Here is a 17,155-nt window from a genome sequence, read left to right on the forward strand (position 1 = left end):
CCCCCATCCGCAACCGGCCCCAGCATCGGCTCGGCCGGATCGAGGATCCCGTTGGTCAATTCGTTGACGAATACCGTCCGAGCCCCGGCCGTCTGGCGCTCTCTCGTTTTCTCCAGCATGTCACTTTCCTCCAGGTTGATTGGTGTCAAAGGTTCAGGCCGTTCGTCACGGCGATACTATCATCAGTTGAAGAAGGGATCGGCAAGCTCCTCGTGCGGCAATCTTGCCGCCTGCTCGACTCCCGTTGCGGATCCGGAACCGGAAACGAGCGCGGCAAGAAGCGAAGGCTCTCTCGGGTCGCTATCCCAGGCGCATGGGGCGGCCACGAGCACGGCGATGGCGAAAATTGTTGCGAAGATACGCATGGTGGCTCCTTCCGTTATTGATGTCGGCAGCGGCGTTTCGTCACCAAGGGCTCGTGCTCGCGGCCAGAGATCTTCTTGGACGTATCGCGGGCGTAACCAGTTGCGCGCTGGCAGTTCGTCTCTGTCGCCAACGGCACGCTCTCATCCAAAGGTGAAGACGAAGGCTTCTGCGCCGGGTGCGAGGAAGCGGATTTCGAAGGTCCGCTCCCGGGCTTCGCCGGACTGGCGGACGAGTTGGTAAAGACGGGTCTCCGTGACGGTACCGTTGCCGGCAGCATCGATATCCGCTCCATGGTCCGCCGCCGGCGGCGCCCCGTCCACAGTTACCTGAAACGGGACCGGCTTGCCGCCGGCGCCAGTGCCGAGCACCAGGTGCAGGTCCCGCGCGCGGAACCGGTAGGTGATGCCGCCGCCGGGGTCGTTGAGCCGCGCCTCTTCGGCGCCGACCGTCCAGTTGCCGGTCAACCCCCATTCATTGAGCCCCGGTTCGCCGGCCGTGTACTGTGCCGCTGCATTGGCCGAGACGCCCTCGGGCGAGACGAAGTTTGCCGCGCGCGCATAGCCGACATAGGTCTCGCCTGAGCCGAGGCGTGCCAGGTCCGGCGAGGCCTCGGCGCCCTTCGCATCCGGCTTGACCAGACCGCCTTCGGCCTTTTTCTTGCCAGCTGCTTCCGCCAGCAGGTCCTGGATCACCCGCTCGGATCCTTCGTAGTCGCCTTCGCCGAAATGGGTGTAGCGGATCTGCCCCTCGGCATCGATGAAGTAGTGGGCCGGCCAGTAGCTGTTGGAGAAGGCGCGCCAGATGGCGAAATCGTTGTCGATCGCCACCGGATAGGTGATCTTGAAATCGCGTACCGCCTTTTCGACGTTGCCGATCTGCTTTTCGAAGGCGAATTCCGGGGCGTGCACGCCGATGACGACGAGGCCCTGGTCCCTGTACTTCTCCGCCCAGGCCCGAACGTAAGGAATGGTGCGGATGCAGTTGATGCAGGAATAGGTCCAGAAATCGACGAGAACGACCTTGCCGCGAAGCTCGGCCGGCGTCAGCGGCTTCGAATTCAACCACTGAACTGCACCGTCAAGCGACGGGAACTGTCCTTCGACCGGAAGGTCGCTGCGATAGGCCGCCTGTCGCGTATCCTTTGCGGCAAGGGTCGTACGCGTGCTTGCGACGTCCGCGGGCGATGCACCGCTGCGCAGGTGATCGAGGATCGACTGTTCGACGCCTGAGGTGCTCGCATAGGAAAGCTGCGCCAAAAGACCGGTGTCGAGGCCCAGCGCAATCGCGCCAACGCCGGCAAGCACTGCGACGCCGAGACCCTGGCGGATGCGGTCGCCAAGGCCGAGAAAGCGCTTCATCGCCGCGAACACTCGAGCACCGGCCAGAACGGCAAGCGCCAGCGAGGTCGCAGCACCGGCCGCATAGGCCACAAGCAACAGCGTCGTCTGCGCATTCGCGCCATTCAGCGCCGCCCCTGTTAGCACCAGGCCAAGCACCGGCCCGGCACACGGCGCCCAGAGCAATCCGGTCGCAACGCCAAGGAGGATCGAGCCGCCGATGCTACCCTTCTCCCCGGTCGCGGCCTTCCGCGACAGTCGGTTGCCGAGTTCCACGAACGGACCGGTTACAAAAGCGGCGGCCCGCGTCGAGAGCAGTGTCACACCGAAGACGGCGAGCATTGCGATCGCTGCGTAGCGGCCGTAGGCGTTTGCCTGCACCGCCCAGTTGCCGCCGAGGGCTGCAAGCGAGGCGATGCCTGCAAAGGTCACGATCTTGGCGAGCAGCATCGGAAGAATGCTGGTGGAAAAGGGCTGGCCGGCGCGGGCAAACACGAATGGCAGCACCGGCAGGATGCAGGGGCTGACGATCGTCAGCACGCCGGCAAGATAGGCTACAACAAAGAGGATCATCATCGTCTCTCCGCATGGGATCGATGCCCGAGGCACAGATCGCTTGTCACGTGCGGCAGAGGACCATCGCGACGTATCGCGGATGTTTCCGACAGGAGCGGATTTGTATCTCAATGCATCAGAGTGCAGCTCACCATCGCAATTCGCGCAATCAATATATTCCATGAGATATAACGGCATGCCATAGTGCGGCCCGACCGATCCCTCTCGCTATCGTGGCCTCCATGTTGAAATCTCTTGCGATAATCTTTTCCGCCATGCTCGGCCTTGCCTCAGGCGCAGCCGACGCGCGTACGATCACCGATGCTGCAGGGCGGACGGTTGAGGTTCCCGATACCATCACCCGCGTGCTTGCTGCCGGCCCGCCGGCCTCGGTACTCACCTACGTGCTGGCGCCGGACAAGCTCGCCGGCTGGGTACGGGAGCCGACGGAGGAGCAAAAGGCATATCTGATGCCGTCGGTCCGGGACCTGCCGACCTACGGTCAGCTCACGGGCAAGGGCGGCAGCGCCAATGTCGAGGCGGTGCTTGCCGCCAAACCGGACATCATTCTCGACGTCGGCACCGTCAACGACACTTACCGCTCGCTGGCCGACAAGGTGCAGGCGCAGACCGGCATTCCCTACGTGCTGATCGACGGCCGCTTCGCCGACAGCGGCAAGACGCTGCGCGACGTCGGCGCCCTGCTTGGCGTGAGCGAACGCGCCGAAACGCTCGCGACCTATGCCGACAAGCGGGTCAAGGAACTGAACGACAACCTTGCCAAGATACCGGCCGATCAGCGGCCGCGCGTCTATTATGGACGCGGCCCGGAAGGGCTGGAAACAGGGCTTTCCGGCTCGATCAATGTCGAGATCCTGGAAGCCGTCGGCGCTGAAAACGTCGCGGCGGCGGCCGGCAAGGGCAGCTTGACCCAGGTGTCGCTCGAACAGATCCTCTCCTGGAACCCGGACGTCATCATCGCCGCAAGCGGCAAGTTTGCAGCCTCGGCCAAGAAGGACCCGCTCTGGGCCGATGTGAAGGCAATCACCACCGGCCGGGTGTTCACTGCGCCGTCCCTGCCCTACGGCTGGTTCGACTCGCCGCCTGCGATCAACCGTCTGATCGGCGTCGCATGGCTGCAGACGCTGTTCTATCCCGATAGCTTCAAGGGCGATCTGAAGGCTGAGACCCGCGACTTCTACAAGCTGTTCTACCAGGTCGACCTGACGGACGAACAAGTGGCCACGCTCCTGAAGGGGGCGGTGCCGGCTTCGAAATGAACCGGAGACAGGAAACATCGGAAATGACGGCCGACGGGCGCAAGGGCAATCTCTGGCTCCTCGTCGGCCCACTCCTCCTGCTGGCCCTGGTGTCGATGTCGGTCGGCAAATATGCCGGCCCTGCGGAGATCGCCGGGGCGCTGCGCGCCGCCCTGTCGGGACAGCCGAGCGATCCCGTTCTTTCGACCGTGCTCTGGAATGTGCGGCTGCCGCGCATTGCAGGCGCGATGCTGATCGGCGCGGCACTTGCCGCAGCCGGCGCCACCTATCAGGGGCTTTTCCGAAATCCGCTCGTTTCGCCGGATATTCTCGGCGTTTCCGGCGGCGCCAGTCTCGGCGCCGTCATCGGCATCTTTCTGTCGCTGCCGGTCCTCGCAATCCAGGCGATCAGCTTCGCCGGCGGGTTGCTTGCGGTGGCTGCGGTCTATGCTGTTGGCTTGGCGATCCGCGGACGCGATCCGGCCCTGACCCTGGTCCTGGCGGGGATTGCCATCGGCGCCCTTGTGGGTGCTGGCATATCGCTGATCAAGATCCTTGCCGATCCCTATGACCAGTTGCCGGCGATCACCTACTGGCTGCTCGGCAGCCTGACGGCGATCACCCGTCTCGACGTCATCTCGATCCTGCCGGCGCTTTTGATCGGGCTGGTGCCGCTGGTGCTTTTTCGCTGGCGCATGAACCTGATGACGCTCGGAGACGAGGAAGCACAGACCCTGGGCATCGATACGCGAATGACCCGCGCTCTGCTGATCGCGGCAGCGACGCTCATCACCGCCGCGGCTGTCTCCGTCAGCGGCGTCATCGGCTGGATCGGCCTCGTGATCCCGCACATCGCGCGCATGCTGGTCGGCCCGGACTTCCGCCGCCTGCTGCCGGCGTCGATGATCGCCGGCGCTGCCTATCTACTTGTCGTCGACATGCTGGCGCGCAGCATAGCGCTCATCGAAGTCCCGCTCGGCATTCTGACGGCGGCCGTTGGCGCGCCCTTCTTCCTCTGGCTGCTCGCCTCCGGCCGGAGGGCCTGGCGTTGACGCTGGAGATCAGGAATCTCGCCTTTGGCTATGGCGGACGCTCGGTGGGTGAGAATGTCTCCCTGTCGCTCGCATCCGGCGAGGTTCTGGCCCTGCTTGGCCCCAACGGCGCCGGCAAGACGACGCTGTTCAAGACTGTGCTCGGCCTTCTGCCAGTCAGGGCTGGAGACATTCTCCTGGACGGACGACCGCTTTCCGCCTGGCCACGGCGTGAGCGCGCCAGGCAGATCGCCTATGTTCCGCAGGCGCATGCAGCACTCTTTCCGTTCACGGTCCTTGAGGTGGTGTTGATGGGGCGAGCCCCTCATCTCGCGCCGTTCTCCTCGCCTGGCACCCGCGATCGCCGGATCGCCATGGAAGCGCTTGGCGGCCTCGGCATGGCCCACCTTGCCTTGCGTCCCTATACCGAGATCAGCGGTGGCGAGCGCCAGATGGCGTTGATCGCTCGCGCGCTGACGCAGGAACCCGCCATCCTCGTCATGGACGAGCCGACCGCCAATCTCGACTACGGCAACCAGATGCGGGTGCTTTCGCATGTCCGGGCGCTGGCGGAACAGGGGCTCTCGGTTGTGCTTTCGACGCACAATCCGGATCACGCCTTCCTCGTTGCGGACCGCGTCGCCCTTCTCCATGCCGCAAAGCTTATCGCGCTCGGTTTGCCCAAGGACGTGTTGACGCCCACCGCCCTCAAACAACTCTACGACATCGATGTGGTGATCGGCTCGATCGACGGCAGCGAGGCCCGCCTCTGTGCGCCGCGCCTCACCGCCCCCTCTGCAAGGAAAGGAACAGACCATGGTTCGCCAGAACGAAATCCGTGAGAACGAGGTGGCCGTGGCGCCGCCCGCGCCAACCGACGCCGGTCTCGTCTTTATCGGCCGCATTTCGACGCCCTGGACGTCGCGCATGGAAACCCCACGCCAGGGGCGGCATGACGGCCCGGTCTGCCGCATCGAAATCTTCGAACCCTGGGTTCTCGCTCTGAAAGGCGTGGAAGCGTTCGAGCGACTGGAAATCCTCTACTGGCTCGACCGCTCGCGGCGCGACCTGGTGCTGCAGAGCCCCGCCAGCAACGGCGAAGTGCACGGAACATTCTCACTGCGCTCGCCGGTTCGGCCGAACCCGATCGGCACCTCGATCGTCAAGCTCGGGGCCGTGGAAGGCTCGAGCCTTCTCGTTCGCGGTCTCGACTGCCTCGACGGCACGCCGCTCATCGATCTCAAGCCCGACCGGACGCTGTTCAAGCCGATTGCGCCGCCGCAGCGCGGCGACTTCGAGACCGGCGACGGCAACGTGCATCATTGCCAGAAGGCGTGATCCGGCCGCGGTTTGGCAGGGCGCGACGGTCGGTTCGCGCGCCCTTGCCGCAAGCCTATCAGTCGATGCCGACCATGACGTCCGAGGCCTTGATGACCGCGTAGGCTTCGCCGCCAACCTTCAGGCCGAGTTCGTCGACCGACTCGTTGGTGATCGCAGCCGTCACGATCGAGCCGCCGACGTCGATCCGGACATGGGCGGTGGTCGCGCCCTTGACGACTTCGACGATCTTGCCCTTGAGGCGGTTGCGTGCGCTGATTTTCATGCGGTTCTCCTTCGTGTTGGCTAGTCTGAATGTCGCGGTGGCCGCATTCATCCGCTAGGCCGGACGGGGTTTATCCCGGATCGGCGCTGCGAATAGCAGCCTGCAAGGCGAAACAGTATCATCGTCGCGCAGGCACGTGCAGTCTCCCCGCGGCATTGTCATGTCAATCGCGGAGCGTGATCCACACCGGCGCATGATCGCTCGCGCCCTCCATGCCACGAACTTCACGGTCGATGCCGGCACCGGTCAGCTTGCGAGAAAGCTTTCGGCTGAGGAGCATATGATCGAGCCGAAGCCCCGCATCGCGCTGCCAACGGTTTCGGCGATAGTCCCAGAAGGTGAAAAGCTGTTCTTTCGGGTGTTTTTTGCGCAAAGCGTCGAGCCAGCCCTGATCGAGAAGGTCGCGGAATGCGGCACGGCTTTCCGGCTGGACCAGCGCGTTGTCGTCATAGGAGGTTGTCGGGTAGATGTCGCGAGGCTCCGGCACGATGTTGTAGTCGCCGGCAAGCACGACAGGCAGGTCGAGCGCGTAGAGTTCGGCGGCATGTTTGGCCAGACGCTCGTGCCAGCCAAGCTTGTAGACGAACTTGGGGCCTGGCCGCGGGTTGCCGTTGGGCGCGTAGAGACAGGCGACCAGGAGGCCGCTGACGGCAGCCTCGATATAACGAGCCTCGGCATCCGACGGGTCATGGTCGAGCCCGACACGGGTCAGCACCGGCTCGCTGCCGCGGGCGAGGATCGCCACACCGTTCCATGCGGATTGTCCCTGCCAGACCGCGCCATAACCGGCCGCCTCGATCGCTGAACGCGGGAACTGCCGATCGGTCGCCTTCAACTCCTGCAGGCAAACGATGTCCGGCTCCGCCTCGCCCAGCCAGGCGATCAGGTTGTCGAGCCGCCTGTTGATGCCGTTGATGTTGAAGGTGGCGATCTTCATCCCGGCGATCGGATCAGTGTGTCAGCCGGGCAGCCCAGGCTGCCACCGCATCGGCCAAGGTCCTCAAATGGTCGGCGGTCGAAAAGCCGGAAATGCTCTTGCGCGGTTTGAGGTCATGGTCTCCGTCCTCGAGCCACAGGACTTCGATCGCATCGGAAAGCACGTAGTTCTGCACTTCCTCGCGCGTGCCGAATTCGTCGCGCGTTCCCTGGCAGATCAGCGTCGGCGTCTTGAAGTCGGCCAGGTGCTTGGTGCGCAGCTGCTCGGGCTTGGCCGGCGGATGAAAGGGATAGCCAAGGCAGAGCAGCCCGGTGATCCTGCCGGCCGCATGCAACGGATCGGCGACCATACTCGCGACGCGTCCCCCCATCGACTTGCCGCCGATGATAAGTGGGCCTTTGACGTCCAGATCGTCGATGGCGGCGAGGTATTCGGGATTAAGCGTGTCGGCGCGGGGCGGCGGTTTGCGCCCCTCCACCGTGCGCCTTGCCGCCATGTAGCCGAACTCGAAGCGCGCGACACGAAAGCCTGCCGTCGCAAGCGCCCCTGCGGTCGCGGTCATCGACGCCGAATCCATCGGCGCGCCGGCGCCATGGGCAAGGAGGATGGTGACCGCGGCATCGTCGGGTCCGTCGAAGAGAAATTTGTCACCCATATCAGCCTGCTGTTCTCGGGCGGTCCTGCAGGTCGACATATTGCACGCCGCGCTCCGCCGTTCGCGCCCATTCGCTATCGCTATCGAGTTCCAGATAGCGGCTCCACCAGCGCCTCGCCTCCGCGAGATCGCCGGCATCGAATTCGAGTTTCGCCAGATTGAAGACGGCGTCGGCATAGTCGCCGTCGATCTCGATCGCCTTCCTGAGATGCCGGCGCGCGGCGTCGATCCGCCCCCGCTCGTTCATCAGCCCCGCGAGGTTGAACCAGGCCTCGACGAAGGATGGATCGAGCTTGATGGCACGGGCGTAATCATGGGCGGCCTCAAGCTCGCGCCCCGCCGCCTTCAGGCAATTGGCGCGGTTGAAGGCCGCGACCGAATCCGTCCGGTCCATGGCAAGATAGCGCTGATAGAAGGCCGCAGCCTCCAGGTAGTCGCCATTGGCTTCCGCCTCCTCGGCCAGATCGAAGAGATCTTCGAGGGCGCCATCGTCCGGTGTATCGAGATCGAAGAGCAATTGCCCATTCAGCTCGCTCAGGCCCTCGGCGCTGCGGGCGTAGATCGCATCGGTGCCGCCATGGTGTAGCGAAAGTGCCGTCAGCGAGGCAACCGGTCCGGATCGATGAACGGACCGTGCGATTGCGCTCCAACTCGCCCCGCTGGCAATCAGCTCGGCATATTTTCGGGCAAGGATGAGGTCGCGGAACGAATAAGGCTCGCTGTCATGCTCGAACGCGTCGAACAGGGAGAGCAGGTCGAAGACGCGCGGCGAGAGCCTCGCCTGATCGATCAGCGACTGGCGACTGAGCGCGGAGGCCACCGGCACCGACATCAACCCCAGAAGGCGAAGAAAGCCGTTTTCGCTGACAAGCCATCGCCCGCTTTCGCGTTCGCCATCGAAGCGGGCTTCGATCTCCGCCTCGCTCGATTTGGCAAGCAGGCTGCGGCCGAACACCAGATAGGTCGTCTGGCGCGTGAGGCCGCGACGCAGGTGGCCGTGCTGGCGCTCGACCTCGCGCGCCAGCAGCCGGCGCGGGAAGGCCGAGAGCGCCCCGACGATACCGAATGTCTGGCCTGCTACAGCCATCAGGCTTTCTTCTTCGCGGCCGGTTTTGCCGCCGTGCGCTTGGCTGGCGCCGCCGCCTTGGAGGTTTGCTTGGCCGCCGGCTCGGCCTTGGGCTTGCTCTTTGCAGGCGGCTTCGACTGCGACAGGCTCGCCTTCAGCGCATCCATGAGGTTGATGACGTTGCCACGCTCAGGGGCTGCCGCAATGATCGGCTTGTGACCTTTGAGCTTCTCGCGGATCATCTTCATCAGCGCGATCTCGTAGCGGTCCTCATAGTTCTTCGGATCGAAGACCGTCATCTTCTGCTGGATCAAGGCTTCGGCGAGTTGCAGCATTTCCGGGTCCGGGTGACCAACGGGTACATTGCCAAAATATTCAGCCGTTCCGCGCACTTCGCTCGGGTTTCTCAGTGTACACACGAACATCCCGGTTTCGCGCGCACCGATTGTCACCACCCGTTCGCGGCTCGAAAGCACGAGGCGCGCGATCGCCACCTTGCCGCTCTTTTTCAACGCTTCGCGCAGCACGACGAAGGTTTCCTCAGCCATCGCGCCGTCTGGGGCGAGATAATAGGGCGCATCCTGGTAGATCACGTCGACAGAGCCTTCATCGACGAAGGCCTCGATGTTCATCGTGTGATTGGACTCGATCCTGACGCTGTCGAGATCGCTGTCCTCGATGATGATGTACTTCTTGTCTTCGTATTCGTAGCCCTTGACCAGATCCGAGCGCTCGACGAGCCCGAGTTCGGGATCGACCGGCTTCATGTTGATCCGGTTATGGGTGTCCTTGTGCAACTGGTTGAAGCTGATGCGCTCGCTCGAACTGGTCGCCGGATAGAGCCTGACGGGGCAACTGACGAGACTGAGTTTGAGGTAACCTTTCCAACTTGCCCTGGGCGCCATTGATGTCTCCTACGCGGCCAAACGCATTACGTCCTCGTTTCGGACAGAAGCGGCAGTTCCTTGGCAAAGTCGTCGATATCCGCCCAGGGATCGCCGAAAGTATCCAGAAGTCCAGGCAGCGAAGAATAGTTCAAATCCTCCGGAGCGTCGATAGTCTCCAGATCCGCCCACTGAAGCGGCGCCGAAGCCGGCAGATTGGTGCGTGCGCGCAGCGAATAGGGAGCGGCCGCCGTATGGCTGCGCGCATTGCGGTGGAAGTCGATGAAGATCCGCTTGATGCGGTTTTCCTTGCCCATGGTCGTGGTGAAGGTATGGGGCGCGGTCGCCGCCAACCGGGTGGCAATCGCGCTCGTCGCCTGGTGTGTCTTCTTCCAGTCCAGCTTCGGTTTAACCGGCACCACGACGTGGATACCGCTGCCGCCTGACGTCTTGACGAAAGGAACCAGGCCGAGCGCTTCCAGCTCGCCGCGTATGTGGACGGCCGCCTCGACCACGTCGCGCCACGAGATCCCTTCGCCGGGATCGAGATCGAAGACGACGCGATCGGGTTTCTCCAGCCGCGCGCGCCGCGAACCCCAGCTGTGAAGCTCGATCACGCCGAACTGGGCGAGCGCCAGATAACCCTTCGTGCCCTCGATCGAGAGGAAGGACTTGCTCTCGCCCTCGGAATTGGTCGCGTTGAAGCTGACGATCGAAGATGGCATGCCGGTGAAGGGATGGCGCTGAAAGAAACAATCGGCGTGCTTTCCCGTCGGGCAGCGGAAAAGCGATACCGGGCGCCCGAGGATATGCGGCAGCATGAAATCTCCGACCAGCGCATAGTAGACGGCAATGTCGAGTTTGGTCGGTCCGGATCTTCCGAACACCCGGCGGTCGGCATTGGTCACCTGGATCGTCGCCAGATCGGCGTCGGTGATCAGGCGCTTGCGCGGCGCGGTCGCCGGAGCCGAAAGCTCGACATCGCGAAGCCCCTTGAACACCGCGTGGCGCAGCACGTTGTCGGTCGTGCGGTTGGAGTAGTGGATGCGGGCCGATAGCACCGGCCGCACCCAGACGATTTCCTTGGGCGCGCCATCGAGCGCGGTCTCGCCACCGCGCAAAGCTTCCAGCCGCGCGAGCAATTGCTTGGCTGTCGCCGCATCGAAGCCGGTCCCGACCTTGCCGCGGTAGTGCAGCTCTCCGTCTACCCATTCCGCAAGCGCCAGTGCTGCGAGCCCCTCCGCCGCCTCGGAGACGGTGTAGCCCGCAATCACGAAGTCTTCGCTTTTGAGCGCTTTGGTCTTGGTCCAGGTCTGGGTGCGTCCGCTGCGGTAGGGCGCGGAGGCACGCTTTGAGACGATCCCTTCCAGCCCAAGCTCGGCCGCCTGATCGTAGAGCCCGCGCCCATCGCCCTTCACATGGTCGCTGAACTGAATGGCTGAGCGGCTCGATAACTGCCCTTCAAGCAGTTGCGCCAGCAGCGCTTTGCGCTTTTCCAGCGGAGCTTCGGCAAGGTTCCAGCCGTCGAGATGGAGGACGTCGAAGGCATAGAAAACGAGCTTGCCATCCGTCCCGGACGATAGAGCCTCCTGCAACAGCGAGAAGCGGCTGATGCCCTTGTCGTCGAGAGCGACGATCTCGCCATCGATCATCGCCTCCCGACAGGGCAACTTGCCGAATGCGTCTGGCAGATCGCCGTAGCGCTTCGTCCAGTCGAGGCCGCTGCGTGTGATCAGCCGCACTGAGCCATGCGAGATATCTGCCATCGTGCGATAACCGTCGAACTTGATCTCGTGCAACCAGGCTTGTTTTTCCGATGGTCCTCCGGGCGGCTTCGGGATCGGACTGGCCAGTTGCGGCTCGATCCGCTGCGGCTTCGGACCTTTCACGGCGCCCGTCAGCGAACCGGGCTTGAGGACGGCCGGCTTTGCCGCTTTTGTCGGTTTCTTCGGCGGCTCGACCAACTCTTCGATCCGCCGCCCGCTTTTTACGCTCTCCGGACGCGCCGTCAGAATGTCGACATCGGCATCGGCGGCGGGGTCATGCTCCTTGAACAGCAGCCAGTTGCGCTTGTCGTCGTCGCCCGGTTTCGGCTTCAGCCGCGTCAGCATCCAGCCGCCATTGAGCTTCTCGCCGGCGAGACGAAACTTGAACGCGCCCGTTCTCAGGCTCTTCTCGATATCGTCCATCGGCGCCCAGACGCCGGTGTCCCAAACGATCATCGGCCCGCCACCATACTCACCCTCGGGAATGACGCCCTCGAAGTCGATGTAGTCGAGCGGATGATCTTCGGTCTCGACGGCCAGCCGCTTGTCGGCGGGGTTGAGCGAGGGCCCCCTGGGGACCGCCCAGCTTTTGAGCACGTCGCCCACCTGCAATCTCAGATCATAGTGGTCGGCAGTGGCGTGGTGCTTGTGCACGACGAAACGATTGCCCTGCCCGCCGGTTTTTCCGGCAGGCTCCGGCGTCCGGGAAAAGTCCCGCTTCGCACGATAGGTCGTGAGTTTCGACGTCGCCATGCGGCAAAGCTAGAACGTGTTCGCAAAGGTCGCAATATCCGTCACGGCAAGGACGCGCAGCCCAGAAATTTCGGAAAACAATTGCTTTCGCAACTCGGCTCGCCTAAAAATTCGAAGAATTTGGAAAGCCGCCATGATCGAAAAGCAAACGACGCCACGCTCCCGCGGCCGCCCCCAGGTCCGGCCGGACGACGAGACGCGCCAGGTGATCATCCTGGCCGCCGAGCGGCAATTCTGCGACCTCGGCTACGAGGCGGCGAACATCAACGTCATCGCCCAGAACGCCGGCGTTTCCACCAAGACGCTCTATCGGCTGTTTCCGACCAAGGCCGATCTGTTCGAGCGCGTCATCTCCCTCCGGATCGCCGAGTACGTGCTGGAAGCCGACGAAGAGAACTTGGAAAATCTGGGCGTGAGGGGTGGCCTGGTGCACCTGCTTGCCGCCTACGGACATCTCGTGCTCTCGCGCGACACGATCGCGATCATCCGCCTGGTGCTCGCCGAGGCGGAGCGCTTTCCGGAAGTTGCCGCCACCTTCTGGGAACAGGCGATCCAGCGAACGAGTGCCACCTTGGAGCGATGGCTGACGACACAGGTGGCCGAGGGCCGGCTCGCGGTCGCAGACCCGCGTCTGGCCGCGGGCATGCTGCGCGGCATGATGGCCATGGAGCCGCAACGCGCCGTCATGATGGGTTGCCTTGGCACGATCGACGAGGCGACGATCACGGCACGGGCCGAAAGCTGCGCCGACCTCTTCCTGACGGGCGCCTTGCCGAGATAAGCCTTTCGCTCCACTGCAAACTTTGGCGATGTCATCCAGCTGTCATCAAGCTGTAACGTGAGGCCGTATAACTCTCCGCGCGGAAGCCCTTCCGCCGGACGCATGAGGCGTCGCGACCAGCCTTCGGCATGGCCTCCTCCCCTGCACGTCCGGTGATTGTTATGCGTTTGTCCGCGAAGCTTCCTCTCGCTGCGGCGGCTCTTGCCGCCTTTTCCATTGCCGCCACCAGCCTTGCCAGCCTCACGGTCAGCGGCAATCTCTCGTCACGCGCGGCGATCGAGAAGCTGGAGGCGCTTGCCGATGCCCGCCGCAACGAGCTTCGCCATTACCTTACCACCGTGGAAAATGACCTGCGCAATCTGCAGGCGCAGAAATCCGTCGCCAAGGCGCTCAGCGAACTGAATGGTGCGGCTGCCAAGTTCGGCGACAAGACCGAAAGCGAACTGCAGCGCCGCTACCTGGCGGAAAACCCCAACGCCGAGGACAAGCGCGCGCTCTACGGTTCCGCAGGGATCGACGACTACGATACGCTGCATGCGCGCTATCACCCGTTCTTCCGGCGCTTTGCGGAAGCCCACGGCTATCGCGACGTGCTGCTCGCCAATCTCAGCGGTGACGTCGTCTACGCCCTCAACAAGAAGGGCGATTTTGGCGTCAATCTCAAGAACGCTGCCTGGAAGGATACCGGCCTTGGCCGCGTTTTCCGGGAGACGGCCGAGGGAACGGACAAGAGCAAGCTCGCCTTTGCATCCTACGAGACCTATGCGCCGCTTGGCGGCAGCCCCGCCGCGTTCATCGCCATCCCCCTGGAATCGATCGACGGCAAGATCGGCACGCTGATCCTTGAAATGCCGGACGGGCGTATCGGCGAAATCGTCGGCAACCGCACCGGCCTTGGCGAAACCGGCGAGACGATCCTGCTCGACACCAGCGGGTTTTTCCTCGCCGACAGCGCCGCCACGCCCGACAACGATATGCTGGAGGCCCGGATGGCGACCGACCAGCCAGCGGAAGACGGCATCATCAGCAGCAGGCTTGCGGATTTCCGTGGCGAGGAGGCCCAGATGGCGGCAACCAGCCTTGATGCATTCGGCACGCGCTGGACCATGGCTGCGGTCATGACCTCGCGGGAGGCCTTTGCCGCGGTTACCGCCTTGCGCAATTGGACGCTTGCAACGGCACTCGCCGTCCTTGCGGCCGCGCTGGCGATCTCGGTCTGGTATTCGCGCCGCCTGACGCGCCCGATCACCGGTCTCGTCCACGACATGAGCCGGCTCGCCGATGGCGACACGACGATCGACGGTGTCGGGGGCACCCGCAAGGACGAGATCGGTGACATGGCCCGTTCCGTCCTCGTTTTTCGCGACGCACTTCGCGACCGCGCCCGCCTCGAAACCGAGGCCGCGGAAACGCGAACCATGATCGAAGCGGAACGGCACAGCCGCGAGACGGCGCAGGCGGAGGTGTCCCGCCAGATCAACGACGCCGTCGAAATGCTGGCTTCGGGGCTCGAACGCTTGTCCCATGGCGATCTGACGGCCCGCATCGACCGCCCCTTCGGCGCCGGTTTCGATCGCCTGCGCTCGGACTTCAACCTGTCGCTGGAGAGCCTCGCGATCACGCTTGGCGACGTGAAGGCGAGAAGTGCCGAGATCGACGGCGAAACCGGCGAGATGCGCGACGCCATCGGCCAGCTAGCCAAGCGCACCGAACATCAGGCGGCGACGCTGGAAGAGGCAACCGCAGCGCTCGGCGCAATCACCGCCACCATCGGCCGCACCGCCGAGCACGCCACATCGGCAACCGCGATCGCGGCCGCCGCCAAGGCGAGTTCCGACCGTTCTGGTCAGGTGGTGATGAATGCCGTCGGCGCCATGGCCCAGATCGAAAAGGGATCCGTCGCCATTTCGCAGATCATCGGAACGATCAACGACATCGCCTTCCAGACCAACCTCCTGGCGCTGAACGCGGGGGTCGAGGCGGCGCGCGCCGGCGAAGCGGGCAAGGGATTTGCGGTCGTTGCCCATGAAGTTCGCGAACTGGCGCAGAAATCGGCGCAGGCCGCCCGGGAGATCAAGGCGATCATCACGACGTCGGCCGAGGAAGTGGCAAAGGGTGTGTCTCTTGTACGGGCCGCCGGCGAGGCGCTCGACGAGATCTCCGGACAGATCCACGCGATCAACGAGCAGACGCTGCAGATCGCCGGCGACGCGCGCGACCAGGCGACCGACCTGCAGCACATCAACCAGACCATGTTGTCGCTGGACGCTGTGACCCAAAAGAACAATGCGATGGTCGAGGACAGCACGGCCATGACCCACAGGCTTTCAAGCCAGGCGTCGGGCCTGTTCGATCTCGTCGAGCGTTTCCGTACGGCATCCGACGGAGGTCGATCGGAGACGCGCGCCCTGGAGCCGGTCCACCTTCGCCGCACGGCCTGACCTCCGCCACTCTGGCGGCCGCCACCCGCATGCGTACATGCCACCCGCTTTGGCGCGGCGGCCATGGTCTTGACGCTTTGCCGAACGCATTTTACGCCCATAACGAGAGTGCTCATCGAGCGCGGGGAAATCATGCGGATAGCCAGTCTTGCGATGTATGTCAGCCCTCCGCCGCTCGCGGCAGCAACAGCAACGCTCTGGGCGTTCCTGCGCGACGACCTGCGGCGCGAGGGCCTGACGGATGTGCCCGACCGCTTGGACGCTGCCCTCCATCATGCCGACGCCTGGCTTCATCCGGCGCTGCTGCTCGCGCAGACCTGCGGCTATCCCTACGTCCGGGACCTCCGCGGCAAGGTTCGCCTCGTCGCCACCCCGGTCTACGGGCATCCGGGCTGCGACGGCGCCGACATGTGCAGCTTCATCATCGTGCGAGCAGGCGGCCCGGTCCGTTCCCTCGAAGATCTCCGGGGGACACGGGCTGCCATCAACGATCCCGTCAGCAATTCCGGAACAAACCTGTTGCGGGCGACGATCGCCCCCCTCAACCGAAATGGCCGGTTCTTCTCATCTGTTGTCGAAACCGGCAGCCATCTGGCGAGCATCGATGCGGTTGCAACAGGCACTGCAGACGTAGCCGCAATCGACTGCGTGACCTTTGGCAACACGCAAAGGTTTGATCCGGGACGGGTGTCCAAGCTGCGGGTCTTGATCACCACCGCAAGCACGCCGGGCCTGCCGCTCATCACCCGCGGCGACGCCTCGGACGACGAGCTTTTGTTGCTGCGCGGTTCACTCGGACGCGTAATCACGGAGCCCACCTTGGCTGAGGCACGCGATGTGCTCTCCCTAAAGGACTTCGCGGTCCTGTCGGATGCGGATTACGAGCCTGTGGCGGAACTCGCGCGGTTCGCACATCGTCTCGGCTATCCCGCGATCGCCTGAACACGCGCAAGCTGCCGGGGTCAGGCGCGTCAGCTTGCCTGTGCCAGCGCCACCGCATCGGCGCCAGCCGGGAAATGCAGTTGGGCGGACACATCGTTTGCCGCCTGCCAGACGGCCTCCGCGACGTCGGCCTCGGTCGTCACCATTGGCGGTGTTGCAAATTGGGCGAAGATTGGCGCTGCGAAATCGGCATAGGCCTCGGGGATCAGGTCCTCGACGCGTACCGCGGTGTTGTGGGCGAAGCGCGTGGTCGGCGCATAACCCGGTTCGACAAGCTTGACGCGGATATCGAAGGCCGCAAGTTCATGGGCAAGCGAACCGGTAAAGCCGGTGATCGCGGTCTTACTTGCGGTATAGGCGGCGGCCAGCGGCATGGAAGCAAGCGTTACACTCGAGGTGACGTTGACCACGACGCCGGACCGGCGGGCGCGGAACTGCGGGATCACGGCCTGGGTCATCGCCATTGTGCCGAAGGTGTTGGTGTCGAAGATCTTGCGGATATGGGGCATCGGCGTCGCCTCGAAGGCACCCACCACGCCGACGCCGGCATTGTTGACAAGCGCATCGATCGGGCCGCTTTCCGCAATGGCGGCTGAGATGCTGTCGGGATCGGTGACATCGAGTGCCAGCAAGCGGAGGCGCTGCGCGGGCGGCAGGATGTCGCGTCGGGGCGAGCGCATCGTCGCGATCACGTTCCAGCCTTCGGCATGGAAACGGCGCGCAGTCTCCAGTCCGTAGCCGGAAGAGCAGCCAGTGATCAGTACGGTCTTCATAACGTT

16 protein-coding genes are annotated in these 17,155 nt (G+C 64.0%); 7 read left to right on the plus strand and 9 right to left on the minus strand.

Features of this window, described 5'->3' with window-relative positions:
- Positions 1–182 precede the first annotated feature (182 nt).
- Both L981_RS07030 and L981_RS07035 read right to left on the minus strand, forming a co-directional pair.
- A complete protein-coding gene (locus L981_RS07030) occupies positions 183–365 on the minus strand; it encodes a hypothetical protein (protein WP_043613308.1) in 183 nt (60 codons plus the stop codon).
- 141 nt (positions 366–506) lie between these two features.
- Positions 507–2,276: a cytochrome c biogenesis protein DipZ gene (locus tag L981_RS07035; protein WP_043613582.1), complete on the minus strand. Its 1,770-nt coding sequence runs from the start codon at positions 2,274–2,276 to the stop codon at positions 507–509.
- A gap of 224 nt (positions 2,277–2,500) precedes the next feature.
- Here L981_RS07035 and L981_RS07040 point away from each other — a divergent pair, with 224 nt between their 5' ends.
- Genes L981_RS07040 through tsaA form a run of 4 tightly spaced genes read left to right on the plus strand, consistent with a single transcriptional unit; the run spans position 2,501 to position 5,886 of the window.
- A complete protein-coding gene (locus L981_RS07040; protein WP_043613311.1) occupies positions 2,501–3,538 on the plus strand; it encodes an iron ABC transporter substrate-binding protein in 1,038 nt (345 codons plus the stop codon).
- Between the two features lie 23 nt (positions 3,539–3,561).
- Positions 3,562–4,569: an iron ABC transporter permease gene (locus L981_RS07045; protein ID WP_043613313.1), complete on the plus strand. Its 1,008-nt coding sequence runs from the start codon at positions 3,562–3,564 to the stop codon at positions 4,567–4,569.
- Positions 4,566–5,390, plus strand: coding sequence for an ABC transporter ATP-binding protein (locus L981_RS07050; protein WP_052201642.1), 825 nt, complete (start codon positions 4,566–4,568; stop codon positions 5,388–5,390). The genes L981_RS07045 and L981_RS07050 overlap by 4 nt, the downstream gene beginning before the upstream one ends.
- Positions 5,365–5,886 carry a tRNA (N6-threonylcarbamoyladenosine(37)-N6)-methyltransferase TrmO gene (tsaA, locus tag L981_RS07055; protein WP_043613316.1) on the plus strand — a complete coding sequence of 174 codons (522 nt, stop codon included), beginning with the start codon at positions 5,365–5,367 and terminating at the stop codon, positions 5,884–5,886. The genes L981_RS07050 and tsaA overlap by 26 nt, the downstream gene beginning before the upstream one ends.
- 58 nt (positions 5,887–5,944) lie before the next feature.
- On the opposite strand, the gene L981_RS07060 is transcribed toward tsaA, so the two are convergent.
- From L981_RS07060 to ligD, 6 genes are all read right to left on the minus strand, one after another.
- The gene (locus L981_RS07060; RefSeq protein WP_043613318.1) at positions 5,945–6,151 is read right to left on the minus strand and encodes a molybdopterin-binding protein; all 207 of its coding nucleotides are present in this window, start codon (positions 6,149–6,151) and stop codon (positions 5,945–5,947) included.
- A 163-nt stretch (positions 6,152–6,314) separates the two neighbouring features.
- Positions 6,315–7,088, minus strand: a complete 774-nt coding sequence (xth, locus tag L981_RS07065) for an exodeoxyribonuclease III (protein WP_043613320.1) — start codon at positions 7,086–7,088, stop codon at positions 6,315–6,317.
- A 13-nt stretch (positions 7,089–7,101) separates the two neighbouring features.
- Positions 7,102–7,743, minus strand: coding sequence for an alpha/beta family hydrolase (locus L981_RS07070; protein WP_043613322.1), 642 nt, complete (start codon positions 7,741–7,743; stop codon positions 7,102–7,104).
- Position 7,744: 1 nt separating this feature from the next.
- The gene (locus L981_RS07075) at positions 7,745–8,830 is read right to left on the minus strand and encodes a tetratricopeptide repeat protein (protein WP_043613324.1); all 1,086 of its coding nucleotides are present in this window, start codon (positions 8,828–8,830) and stop codon (positions 7,745–7,747) included.
- Positions 8,830–9,714 carry a Ku protein gene (locus L981_RS07080; protein ID WP_043613327.1) on the minus strand — a complete coding sequence of 295 codons (885 nt, stop codon included), beginning with the start codon at positions 9,712–9,714 and terminating at the stop codon, positions 8,830–8,832. The genes L981_RS07075 and L981_RS07080 overlap by 1 nt, the downstream gene beginning before the upstream one ends.
- Positions 9,715–9,740: 26 nt before the next feature.
- Positions 9,741–12,212 carry a DNA ligase D gene (gene ligD / locus L981_RS07085; protein ID WP_043613330.1) on the minus strand — a complete coding sequence of 824 codons (2,472 nt, stop codon included), beginning with the start codon at positions 12,210–12,212 and terminating at the stop codon, positions 9,741–9,743.
- Positions 12,213–12,345: 133 nt separating this feature from the next.
- On the opposite strand from ligD, the gene L981_RS07090 reads away from it, so the two are divergent.
- The 3 genes from L981_RS07090 to L981_RS07100 all read left to right on the plus strand — a co-directional run bounded on the left by L981_RS07090 (position 12,346) and on the right by L981_RS07100 (position 16,376).
- Positions 12,346–12,993, plus strand: a complete 648-nt coding sequence (locus tag L981_RS07090; RefSeq protein WP_043613332.1) for a TetR/AcrR family transcriptional regulator — start codon at positions 12,346–12,348, stop codon at positions 12,991–12,993.
- Positions 12,994–13,154: 161 nt separating this feature from the next.
- Positions 13,155–15,434 (plus strand): methyl-accepting chemotaxis protein, encoded by a 2,280-nt coding sequence (locus L981_RS07095; RefSeq protein WP_052201643.1) that lies wholly within the window; start codon positions 13,155–13,157, stop codon positions 15,432–15,434.
- A 132-nt stretch (positions 15,435–15,566) separates the two neighbouring features.
- Positions 15,567–16,376 carry a phosphate/phosphite/phosphonate ABC transporter substrate-binding protein gene (locus tag L981_RS07100; RefSeq protein ID WP_043613334.1) on the plus strand — a complete coding sequence of 270 codons (810 nt, stop codon included), beginning with the start codon at positions 15,567–15,569 and terminating at the stop codon, positions 16,374–16,376.
- A 29-nt stretch (positions 16,377–16,405) separates the two neighbouring features.
- Here the strand turns inward: L981_RS07100 and L981_RS07105 are convergent, their stop codons facing one another.
- The gene (locus L981_RS07105; protein ID WP_043613336.1) at positions 16,406–17,149 is read right to left on the minus strand and encodes an SDR family oxidoreductase; all 744 of its coding nucleotides are present in this window, start codon (positions 17,147–17,149) and stop codon (positions 16,406–16,408) included.
- Positions 17,150–17,155: the final 6 nt, after the last annotated feature.

Source organism: Ensifer sp. ZNC0028, assembly GCF_000799055.1.
Taxonomy (GTDB): Bacteria; Pseudomonadota; Alphaproteobacteria; order Rhizobiales; family Rhizobiaceae; genus Ensifer.

Excerpts from the sequence above, each read along its gene's own strand:
- L981_RS07075 (WP_043613324.1), bottom strand. The coding sequence starts at position 8,830 with ATGGCTGTAGCAGGCCAGACATTCGGTATCGTCGGGGCGCTCTCGGCC.
- tsaA (WP_043613316.1), top strand. The coding sequence starts at position 5,365 with ATGGTTCGCCAGAACGAAATCCGTGAGAACGAGGTGGCCGTGGCGCCG.
- L981_RS07040 (WP_043613311.1), top strand. The coding sequence starts at position 2,501 with ATGTTGAAATCTCTTGCGATAATCTTTTCCGCCATGCTCGGCCTTGCC.
- L981_RS07070 (WP_043613322.1), bottom strand. The coding sequence starts at position 7,743 with ATGGGTGACAAATTTCTCTTCGACGGACCCGACGATGCCGCGGTCACC.
- L981_RS07035 (WP_043613582.1), bottom strand. The coding sequence starts at position 2,276 with ATGATCCTCTTTGTTGTAGCCTATCTTGCCGGCGTGCTGACGATCGTC.
- L981_RS07060 (WP_043613318.1), bottom strand. The coding sequence starts at position 6,151 with ATGAAAATCAGCGCACGCAACCGCCTCAAGGGCAAGATCGTCGAAGTC.
- L981_RS07030 (WP_043613308.1), bottom strand. The coding sequence starts at position 365 with ATGCGTATCTTCGCAACAATTTTCGCCATCGCCGTGCTCGTGGCCGCC.
- ligD (WP_043613330.1), bottom strand. The coding sequence starts at position 12,212 with ATGGCGACGTCGAAACTCACGACCTATCGTGCGAAGCGGGACTTTTCC.
- L981_RS07090 (WP_043613332.1), top strand. The coding sequence starts at position 12,346 with ATGATCGAAAAGCAAACGACGCCACGCTCCCGCGGCCGCCCCCAGGTC.
- L981_RS07105 (WP_043613336.1), bottom strand. The coding sequence starts at position 17,149 with ATGAAGACCGTACTGATCACTGGCTGCTCTTCCGGCTACGGACTGGAG.
- L981_RS07095 (WP_052201643.1), top strand. The coding sequence starts at position 13,155 with ATGCGTTTGTCCGCGAAGCTTCCTCTCGCTGCGGCGGCTCTTGCCGCC.
- L981_RS07080 (WP_043613327.1), bottom strand. The coding sequence starts at position 9,714 with ATGGCGCCCAGGGCAAGTTGGAAAGGTTACCTCAAACTCAGTCTCGTC.
- xth (WP_043613320.1), bottom strand. The coding sequence starts at position 7,088 with ATGAAGATCGCCACCTTCAACATCAACGGCATCAACAGGCGGCTCGAC.
- L981_RS07100 (WP_043613334.1), top strand. The coding sequence starts at position 15,567 with ATGCGGATAGCCAGTCTTGCGATGTATGTCAGCCCTCCGCCGCTCGCG.
- L981_RS07045 (WP_043613313.1), top strand. The coding sequence starts at position 3,562 with ATGACGGCCGACGGGCGCAAGGGCAATCTCTGGCTCCTCGTCGGCCCA.